This window comes from Streptomyces sp. NPDC060028 (assembly GCF_042736725.1).
GTDB lineage: Bacteria > Actinomycetota > Actinomycetes > Streptomycetales > Streptomycetaceae > Streptomyces.
Genome location: NZ_JBHWVJ010000043.1, coordinates 52930 through 62414, shown reverse-complemented (window position 1 = coordinate 62414; position 9485 = coordinate 52930). Strand labels below are relative to the sequence as shown.

Below are 9485 nucleotides of genomic sequence, written 5' to 3'. Positions count from 1 at the left end.
CGTCACACCGGTTACGCCCGACCAGGGCATCTCAGTAAGATCCTGTTACGAGCTCTTAGAGGTCGTTTTTCATGCATCGCGCCTTCTTCGCGGACGCCGTCCGGCGCCACCCCGGGACCTGGAGAGTGCCACCGCCGACTTCAAGCAGATCCGCGACGGCTGGAGCCGGGTCGCGGACCGCGATATCCGCCGCAGTGGAACGCATGTGGCGCCCCATCCGAGAAACCCGATGGGACGCCTCACGCGCTGGCTTACCTAACCGACGGTCGCCGCTGGTTCTGTACCCGGGAGACCGCGGTGCGGGCTGCTAATAGGACCGTGTGAGGATGCCGCCGCTCTTGACGGAAGTGTGCGGCGGGCAGGATACGAAGGAGGGATTGCTGTTGTTCCAGGCCACCGCATCAACATTGATGAGACCGCCGCCGTCCCAAGCCTGGCAGATAACGGTCGCCTTGTAATGCCCGCCGTTGCTGTTACTGCATTGGGCCACCCAGCCGCCGCCGAGGGGAGACCTGAAGTTGGTGCACCCGTCCGGCCATCCCGTGGGGGCCGCAGTGGCCACGCCCTGGAGCCCGATAAATGCCATCGCCGTTCCAGCGAGCAGTGTGGTGTACAGCCTCTTCATTTCCGCTGTCCTTCCTAAGTGGATTCTGGTCGTTCTCAGGGGGCGTGGTTGGTGACGGACGTCTCGATGCCTGCGGAAGTGGCTCGGTAGGCTCCGTTGCAGTACGCGAAGGACGGTCCCCGCTGCTTCCAGTTGCCGAAGAAGTGCTGAACTTTCCCGGACTCAGCTTCCGTACATACGGCGACGGCTCGGTAGGAGCCGCCGTTGTGGCTGCTGCAGGTGGCTTCCGTTCCCCAGGTGTTAGAAACCGCGTAGCTGCAGCCGCCGGGCCTCCCCGTTGCGCCGGCTTCGGAAGCCGATGCGCTAGCCCCAACACCGAGCGAAATAAAACCGCCCAGTAGCACTCCAAGTGCCGGAGTGACAGCGGCCCGCCGAATGATATTGCTCTTCAGCAACTTCAATCACCTGCTCTCGCTTACTAAACACCTTAGGTGTTTACTGCTAATGGCGGGTGTGGCATTAGCTTCAACGCCACGCTCCCTATCTTGTGCGCGGAGTGTGTTTCCGCCCTCCGTACAGATGTGACGGTTCCATATCTAAAAGTGTTGAGCAAGCGGCATGGCTTTCTTTTGAGGTTCACTTGAGCATCGCGCCCCCTGAAAGTGAGATAAGCGGGCAAAGTGTGGCGCAGCCATCTATCATCGGAATAACCGAAAAGGTTAATTCCGGCAGGTTGGCCGAATTTCTCAGGGAGTTAATTTCAGTCGCATGCTGGCTGAATCTCGACCTGTCGAGTATTTGGAGCTGGAGCTTTCCACCGCCCTGTGTGCAGGACGTACAGCGTCTCGATGAAGTAGGGAGACTCTCACCGCACCGTGAGCGGCTGGCGCCCGTCATGGCTCCGCACGCGAGGCCCGTCGGCGTCCAGGGCGTCCAGCAGTCGGATCCCGTAGACATGGGGCATCCGCTCGGACACCTCTGCGGGCGTGAGCCCCTGGACTGCCGTGGTTTCGTCGGACGTGCGCTCGATGCCACTGGAAGGCCTGAAGACTGGTGCTAGGGACTGTGTGATGTCGTGATCAGTTCCTGGGTTCTGCCCTCTTCGCGGGGCGGAACCCGGTAGGACTGTGACCGTGACACGCAGGCAACTCACCAATGCCCAGTGGAAGTTCATCGAGCCGTACCTGCCGATCGGTAGGTACGGACCGTATCCGGAGCGGTTGAGAGAGCAGTTCGAGGGTGTGATCTGGCGGTTTAGGTCCAGTGCCCAGTGGCGGGAGATGCCTGCCGAGTTCGGTCCATGGGCCACCGTCTACGGACGCTTCCGCGTCTGGCGGGATGCCGGTGTCTTCGCCGCCCTGCTGGAAGGCCTTATCGCCGAGGCGGCCCGCGTGGGAAGAACAGACTTGTCGCTGGTCAGCGTGGACTCCACAACGGTCCGCGCCCACCACGACTCCGCAGGGATGCGTGTCAGCAAGCACCTTATGAAGGCCCTGGAAGAAGCCGCGCAGGAGCAGGAAGCGGCCCGCCAAAAAGGGGCGGACCGGAGGAACAGAACGGACAGGCCGAGCGCCGGCGCATACGACGCAGACACAAGATCCGCCTCCAGGAAGCCCTGCTCGGCAGGTCCCGGGGCGGACTCACCAGCAAGATTCATCTCGCCGCGGACCGCAGGTGTCATCCGCTCGCGCTGGTCCTGACCGCCGGGCAGGCCGGGGACAGCCCGCAGTTCATCCCCGTGCTCGCGAGGGTGAGAATCCGCCTGCCTGCAGGCCGTCCCCGCACGACGCCCGGCGCGATCGCCGCGGACAAGGCCTACTCATCCCGCGGCAACCGCTCCTACCTGCGAAAACGCGGAATCAAGGCAGTCATCCCGGAGAAGAAGGACCAGGCCGCCAACCGGAAGAAGAAGGGCGCAAGAGGCGGCCGGCCCATCAGCCACGACGCCGACCTCTACAAAGAACGGAACACCGTCGAACGCCTGATCAACAAGCTGAAAGCCTGGCGAGGGATCGCCACCCGCTACGACAAGGCACCCGAGAGCTACCTCGCCGGCCTCCACCTCCGCGCCGCAATGATCTGGATCGACGACCTCCTGAAAGCCGCCGACTGATCACGACATCACACAGGCCCTAGGTCTAGCAACAGGGGTCGCTAGGTCTAGCACCAGTCCTAGCAACTTCAAGGGCCGCTGACCTGGGAATTAGCGACTAGCAAGGGATGCGCGAGACCCCGGCATCTGGGACTTCGGGGCTCACCGCCGCACGCTATCCGGGCAGGAAACCGAGTCTCTCCGGCGCTAGGGCCCAGAGGCTGACGAGGTCGCTCCGAGCAGCTTCTTCCAGCGCCTTCAACAAGGGGGCCGGGTCGCCACGGTAGACAAGGTGGGGCTCGTCTGGCTGGGGCGGTACGAATCGCGCCCTGTAGCGGGTCAGGTCGCTCTCAGAGAAGTAGATCGAGTTCGGATCGCTTCGTGCTGTGCGTTCCGCTTGCTCACGCGTTCCCAAAGCTCCTCATGGCTTGCCTCCAGGTAGACCGGCACCGAAGTCGCGCCGGCGTCCGTTGCGGCCATGTGCCACCGAGCACGGTCGTCCGGCGTCCAGAACCCGTGGTCGACCACCACGTTGTTCCCAGCGCGGAGTTGCTCTTGGAGGTCCAGGGAGATCTCTTCGAAAATCGGGCGCTCAAGGGCCGGGAACGTGCCTCGGGGGAAGTCGACTCCGTACACGCCATGGCGACGGAACATCTCTTCATCTGGGCACAGTCTGACGAAGCCGCGGTCCGTGAGCGTGCGAGACAACGTCGTCTTGCCCGAACCGGGCAGTCCGGCCATCAGCACGCAGAACGGCCGGACAGGGCCGCCGGCGGCCTTCACTGGGTGACTTCCGATTCCGTCTGCCACGTCAGACCCGGGCTTCCGTGGCGCCGTACTCGACCAGGTCGCCCGCGCTGTTGACGAACTTCGCCATCGTCACGATTACCGGCTCACGTGGGGGCTTGGCGGTGTCTAGCTCCAAGAGTTCCGCGTCCTCCGGCGTCAGCAGCCGCGCCGCCACAGTGTCGATGCGATGGGTAATCGGCTTGCCGGTGATCTGAGCGATGAGTTGTAGCGATGTTCCGCCAGTCAGGCGCTCGCTCCTCGCGAGCTGCGGGATCGCCTTCCCGAACTGGATGCCGCTGTCGACGACGGCATCCTCCGCGTGAATCCGTGCCGGGCCACGTCCGTGAAGGTCCCGCAGGCGGTCGTTTCACGGGGCAAGCCTTGGACGGCCGAGCAGGTTCGCGCCGTGGGGGCGGGTATGCCGGCGCAGTACCGCGCCATGGCCGACTGCGGTGCGGGGTGCGGGGTGCGGGGTGCGGGGTGCGGTAGGGGGAGATCTCCGGACTCCCCGTTGACGAGGTCGACTTCACCAGCAGCGCAGACCATGCGGTATGGCGCGCCGGGTTCAACGAGCGGACGTGGAAGCCCGCGCTCGTGTCCGCCAAGGTGATCCTTGCGCCGAAGAAGGGGGAGCGGCATGAGTCGGCATGTGAGCACCGAATGCATGCCCTGAGGCACTTCTACGCTTCGGTTCTCTCGACGCAGGAGAGAGCGTCAAGGCACTCAGCACCCACCTGGGGCACAGCAACCCGGGGTTCACGCTCAGGGTCTACAGCCACCTCATGCCGAGCAGCGAAGGGCGGACGCGGAAGGCGGTCGATGGGGCCTTGAGGGGCCCGACGTGACGGATGACGGCCCACAGGCGGACCAGCAGTAGGCAGACGGCCCCAACCCGGGGCCCGATCGCAGGTCGGGGCCGTTCCCCGCGATCCACCGCTCAAACGGTTCTCATCTCACTCGCGCATTGCTACGGTGCCTCCTCCCTGACACCCCATCAGATCTCGGAGGCCCGGCATGCGCGCACTCGTCGCCGCCGCCATCGGGCTGGCCGCCGCGCTGGCCCTCGTCTTCGCCGTCACGGCGGTCGGGGTGCCGGAAGGCAAGACCTCGCCCAAGCCGCTGCTCACCACCGCGCCCGCCGCGCCCGGAAAGTAGAGGAGGCCCGGCCATGCGACGCAGAGCGAGCCTCGTCCTGCTTGCCGCAGCCGTGTTCTGCGCAGCCCTCGCACCGCTGCTGCGCTGGTACGCGTACCCCCGGCTGGCGAAGATCCCGCCGAGCCAGTACCAGGAGATGGTCCTGGAGGCCAAGGACGCGACCCTCCTCGACTACACCGCCGGCATGGAGCCGAAGAAGGTCGACAAGGTCACGATCGTCCAGACCCTCAAGGGAAACGTCGAGGCGTCGAAGGAGATCGAGGCCAGCGCAGGCAAGGACGTCGTCGTCTGGGACACGCTGTCCCACATCATGGGGCCGGACGGGAAGATGGTCTCCCAGATACCCGAGCGCTACATCTTCGACGCCCACACCCAGGACCCGGTGCACGCCACCGGTGAGATGGTGGACGGGGACCCGGTCAAGCGCGAGGGCATCGAGTTCAAGTGGCCGTTCTTCACCGAACCGCGCGACTACCTCTACTTCGACGCGCAGACCCGTACCTCCTCGCCCATCCACTACGTGGGGCCGCGCCGGTTCAAGGGCATGGAGGTCTACTACTTCGAGCAGACCGTCCCCTGGACGAAGGTCTCCCTGCCCAAGAAGATGCCGATCGAGGGCATCGACGCGAAGACCTTCGAGCAGACGACCGGAACCACCCTCTGGTACACGGTCAAGGCGATGTTCTGGGTCGACCCGGTCACCGGCGCGCCCGTGAACGCCGAGCAGATCATCCAGCAGGAGATGCGCGGCGGCATCGCGTCCGGCGGCCCCGACGGCAAGCTCACCGTCTTCGCCGGGCACGTGAAGATGCGCGAGGACTACGCCAAATACACGCTCGACCTGGTCAAGGCGAACCGTCTGAAGGTCCTCGCGCTGCACACCTACGCGCCGATCGGCCTCGGGGCCGCCGGGCTCGTGCTCTTCGGGATCGCGCTGTGGCTGGAGGCGCGCGGCCGGCGGCCCGAGACGCAGACGGCCGAGGGCGGCGAGGGCGGGGAGGCGTTCAGCGCTTGAGCCGGGCGTTGGTGTACCGGGTGGGCTCGGCCGTCGCCGGGTCCTCCGGCCACGGGTGCTTGGGGTAGCGGCCGCGCAGCTCGGCCCGCACCGCCCGGTACCCGCCCTGCCAGAACGAGGCGAGGTCCGCGGTGACCGCCGCGGGCCGCCCGGCGGGCGACAGCAGGTGCACGAGTACGGGCACCCCCGCCACCCGCGGGGTCTCGGCCAGCCCGAACAGCTCCTGGAGCTTCACCGCGAGCACCGGCTGCCCGGCGGTGTAGTCCACCCGGATCCGGGAGCCGCTGGGCACCTCCAGCCGCTGCGGAGCCAGCTCCTCCAGGCGGGCCGCCTCGCCGGTGGCCCAGGGCAGCAGCCGGTTCAGCGCCTGCCCGGCGTCGATCCGCCCGAGGTCGGCGCGGCGGCGGGCCCGCGAGAGCTCGGGTTCCAGCCAGTCGTCCGCGCGGTCCAGCAGCGTCTGGTCGTCCTGTACGTCGGGCCACGCGCCGCCGAGCGTGCGGTGCAGGAAGCCGAGCCGGGCCCGGAGCCCTTCCGCGTCGGGGGACCAGCGCAGCAGCCCGAGCCCTTCGGCGCGCAGCCCCTCCAGGAGGGCGGCCCGCACGAGCGCCGGGTCGGGCTTGCGCAGCGGCCGGGCGGCGAGCTCGATGGCCCCGAGGCGCTGGGCTGCCCGGGCGACGAGATCGCCGTTCTCCCAGTGCACCTCGTCGGTGTCGGTGCGCAGGTGGGCGGCGGCGGCCCGGGCGGTGTCCTCGTCGACGGCCGCGGCCAGCCGGATCCGTGCGGAGGCGGAGTGCGGGGGCCTGTCGGCGACGGCGACCGCCAGCCAGGGGGCTCGGCGCAGCGGTGATCCGTCGCCGAGTTCGGCGGCGGTGCCGGAGGCCATGAGAAACGTCCCCTCGCCCTTGGCCTTGGCGACGCGCTCGGGGAACGCGAGGGCCGCGACGAGCCCGGCGGCGGTGTCATCCGGGACGGTGCCCGACCCGGGGCTCCGCCCCGGACCCCGCGCCTCAAACTCCCCCGGACTCCGTCCGGGGGGACCCCCAGGGGCTGGATTTCGGCTGGTGCCGCCCGTTCGCGGAGCCCCCGCAGGGTCCTGCGCCGCGCGCTCCAGCCGGCGGGTTTCCGTGCGCCAGCGGCCCGCGTAGGCGTCGCCGCCCTGGCGGGCCCGGCGCCACGCCGCGGCCAGGTCGTCCCCGTACTCCCGCGGCGGCTCCTCGCTCAACAGCGCCACCACCTCGGCCGCACGCCGCGCCCCGAGGGCCGACGCTCCGTCGAGCAGCGCCCGCGCCAGCCGCGGGTGCAGCCCGAGCCGGGCCATCCGCAGGCCGCGCGGCGTGGGCCGCCCGTTCGGCTCCACCGCGCCGACGGCCACCAGCACCTCCCGCGCGGCGGCCATCGCCCCGACCGGCGGCGGGTCCAGCAGCGCCAGCCCGGCCGCGTCCGGGTCGCCCCAGCAGGCGGCCTGCAGGGCGAACTGCGCCAGGTCGGCGATGCGGATCTCGGGGGAGGGGTATGACGGGAGCCGCAGGTCCTCGGCCTCGCTCCAGCAGCGGTACACCGCGCCCGGCGCCTCGCGCCCGGCGCGGCCCGCCCGCTGGCGCCCGGCCGCGCGGGACGCCCGTACCGTGGCCAGCGCGCCGAGCCCCCGGGCATGGTCGACGCGGGGTTCGCGCGCCAGCCCCGAGTCCACGACGACCCGTACGCCCGGCACGGTCAGGCTCGACTCCGCGACCGCCGTCGCCAGGATCACCCGGCGGTGCGCGGCGGCCGACAGCGCCGCGTCCTGCACCGCCGCCGGGGCGCGGCCGTGCACGTGGAGCACCTCCGCGTCCACCCCGGTCAGCTGCCCGGCGACGCGGGCGATCTCGCCGACGCCGGGCAGGAAGCACAGGACGTCGCCGGAACGTTCCGCCAGCGCCCGCCGCACCACCGAGGCCACGTGTGTCAGCTGCGCCGGATCCACCCGCATGCCGTGCGGGGGCCGCACCGGCCGGGGCGGCGGGGCCCAGACCGTCTCCACCGGGTACGAGATCCCCGCGGCCTCCACCACCGGCGCGCCGCCAAGGACCCGGGCCCAGCCCGCCGCGTCGGTCGTCGCCGAAGCCGCCACGAGGCGCAGCTCGGGCCGCAGGGTTTCCCGTACGTCCAGGAGGAAGGCGGCGACCGTGTCGGCGTCGAGGTGCCGCTCGTGGCACTCGTCCAGGACCACCACGTCCACGCCCGCGAGCTCCTGGTCGCGCTGGAGCCGCTGGAGCAGGACGCCGGTGGTGACCACCTCCACGACGGTGCCGGGGCCCGCCACCCGCTCCCCGCGCACGGTGAAGCCCACCGAGCCGCCGACCTGCTCGCCCAGCAGCCAGGCCATCCGCCGCGCCGCGGCCCGGGCGGCGATCCGCCGGGGCTCGGCGACCACGACCCGGCGGCGCGGCCCGCCGCCCACCAGTCCCGCCAGCACCAGCGGCACCAGCGTGGTCTTGCCGGTGCCGGGCGGCGCGCAGAGCACCGCGGCGCCGTGGCCGTCCAACGCGGACACGAGTGCGGGCACGGCCTCCCGTACGGGAAGGGAGTCGAGGTCGGCACTGCGGACGGCCGAGGACGCGCGGGTCGCGTGGGTCACCGGGGGTCAGTCCCTCTCGCACACGAAGATCGCGGTGCCCGGGATCAGGTTCCCGCGCAGCGGGGACCAGCCGCCCCATTCCTGGCTGTTCCACTCCGGCCACTCGGGCTCGACCAGGTCCAGCAGCCGGAACCCGCCCGCGACCACGTCCCGGACCCGGTCGCCGATCGTGCGGTGGTGCTCGACGTACACCGCGCGGCCCTGCTCGTCCTGCTCCACGTACGGGGTGCGGTCGAAGTAGGAGGCGGAGACGGACAGCCCCTCGGGACCGGGCTCGTCGGGAAAGGCCCAGCGCAGGGGGTGGGTGACGGAGAAGACCCAGCGGCCGCCGGGGCGCAGGACGCGGCGCACCTCGCGCATGACGTTGACGGGGTCGGCGACGAAGGGGACGGCGCCGTACGCGGAGCAGGCGAGGTCGAAGGAGCCGTCGCGGAAGGGCAGCCGTCCGGCGTCGGCCTCCACCAGCGGGACGTCATCGCCGATGCGCAGGGCGTGCTGGAGCTGGCGGTGGGAGAGGTCGAGGGCCACCGGGCGGGCGCCCTGGGCGGCCAGCCAGCGCGAGCACTGGGCGGCGCCGGCGCCGATCTCCAGGACGTACTTGCCCTTGAGGGAGCCGGCGGGGCCGAGGAGGGCGGCGTCCGCCTCGTCCAAACCCTCCGGTCCCCATACGAAGCGGTCGTCGCCCAGGAAGGCGCCGTGCTCGCTCTGGTACTCGTCGGCGTTGCGGTCCCACCAGCTGCGGCTGGCGCGGCTGCTCTCCGCTTCCCCCGCGTCACGGCGCGTGGCCTCGGCGTCGTCCTCGGCGGCGGAGCCGGCTCCGTACGCTTCTTGGGGGGCGTTGTCCTCTTGGTTCATGGGGCCCGTCGTCGTAGTCTGCGAATGTCTGGGTGACTGCCGTGGTCGCCGCGGGGGCGTCAGCCGACACCCGCGCACCTCCGCGGAGGTCCGCACATTCGTCGGGAAACGCCATCAGGGCCAGCCCACACACGAATTGTGCCGGTTATGCGGCGATCCGCCCGGGGTGTGCGCCTTCGCGCATTGACCCTGCTGGGCTGCCCCCGTATGCTACAAGTTGCGCTGCGAGCCTGTGCTCCTCAGACCTAGCAGGCTGCGCTTGCTTCTGTTGATGTCCCCTCGGTTTTCGAGGCCCTACCGCTTCTGCGGATTCGGGGCTTCCTTGGCTGTCCGGCTTCGGCAGATGCCGATAAGGGCTCCCGGCGTAGCAGTACCTACGACTTTCTGTCCGTAACCG

7 protein-coding genes and 2 pseudogenes are annotated in these 9485 nt (G+C 69.7%); 3 read left to right on the top strand and 6 right to left on the bottom strand.

Translation table 11 applies throughout. The features are described from left to right. Positions 1 to 307 precede the first annotated feature (307 nt). Both ACFWBF_RS21985 and ACFWBF_RS21980 read right to left on the bottom strand, forming a co-directional pair. Positions 308 to 625, bottom strand: a complete 318-nt coding sequence (locus ACFWBF_RS21985) for a hypothetical protein (RefSeq protein ID WP_385604370.1) — start codon at positions 623 to 625, stop codon at positions 308 to 310. Positions 626 to 1430: 805 nt separating this feature from the next. After that, positions 1431 to 1625 (bottom strand): annotated as a pseudogene (locus ACFWBF_RS21980) (NUDIX hydrolase); the annotation flags it as partial. Between the two features lie 73 nt (positions 1626 to 1698). Here ACFWBF_RS21980 and ACFWBF_RS21975 point away from each other — a divergent pair. Further along, positions 1699 to 2678, top strand: a pseudogene (locus ACFWBF_RS21975) (IS5 family transposase). Between the two features lie 318 nt (positions 2679 to 2996). Here the strand turns inward: ACFWBF_RS21975 and ACFWBF_RS21970 are convergent. Together ACFWBF_RS21970 and ACFWBF_RS21965 are read right to left on the bottom strand one after the other, a co-directional pair. After that, a complete protein-coding gene (locus tag ACFWBF_RS21970; RefSeq protein WP_385604367.1) occupies positions 2997 to 3440 on the bottom strand; it encodes an AAA family ATPase in 444 nt (147 codons plus the stop codon). A gap of 28 nt (positions 3441 to 3468) precedes the next feature. Next, entirely contained in the window at positions 3469 to 3666 is a 198-nt protein-coding gene (locus tag ACFWBF_RS21965; RefSeq protein WP_385604378.1) for a UTRA domain-containing protein, read from the bottom strand. 794 nt (positions 3667 to 4460) lie between these two features. Here ACFWBF_RS21965 and ACFWBF_RS21960 point away from each other — a divergent pair. Then, positions 4461 to 4601, top strand: coding sequence for an SPW_0924 family protein (locus tag ACFWBF_RS21960; RefSeq protein WP_385604365.1), 141 nt, complete (start codon positions 4461 to 4463; stop codon positions 4599 to 4601). A 13-nt stretch (positions 4602 to 4614) separates the two neighbouring features. Beyond that, positions 4615 to 5616, top strand: a complete 1002-nt coding sequence (locus ACFWBF_RS21955) for a DUF3068 domain-containing protein (RefSeq protein WP_385604361.1) — start codon at positions 4615 to 4617, stop codon at positions 5614 to 5616. Here ACFWBF_RS21955 and ACFWBF_RS21950 read toward each other — a convergent pair. Together ACFWBF_RS21950 and ACFWBF_RS21945 are read right to left on the bottom strand one after the other, a co-directional pair. Beyond that, a complete protein-coding gene (locus ACFWBF_RS21950; protein ID WP_385604359.1) occupies positions 5606 to 8233 on the bottom strand; it encodes an ATP-dependent RNA helicase in 2628 nt (875 codons plus the stop codon). The genes ACFWBF_RS21955 and ACFWBF_RS21950 overlap by 11 nt on opposite strands. A gap of 6 nt (positions 8234 to 8239) precedes the next feature. Further along, on the bottom strand, positions 8240 to 9088 hold the full coding sequence (locus ACFWBF_RS21945; RefSeq protein WP_385604356.1) for a class I SAM-dependent methyltransferase: 849 nt from the start codon (positions 9086 to 9088) through the stop codon (positions 8240 to 8242). Positions 9089 to 9485: the final 397 nt, after the last annotated feature.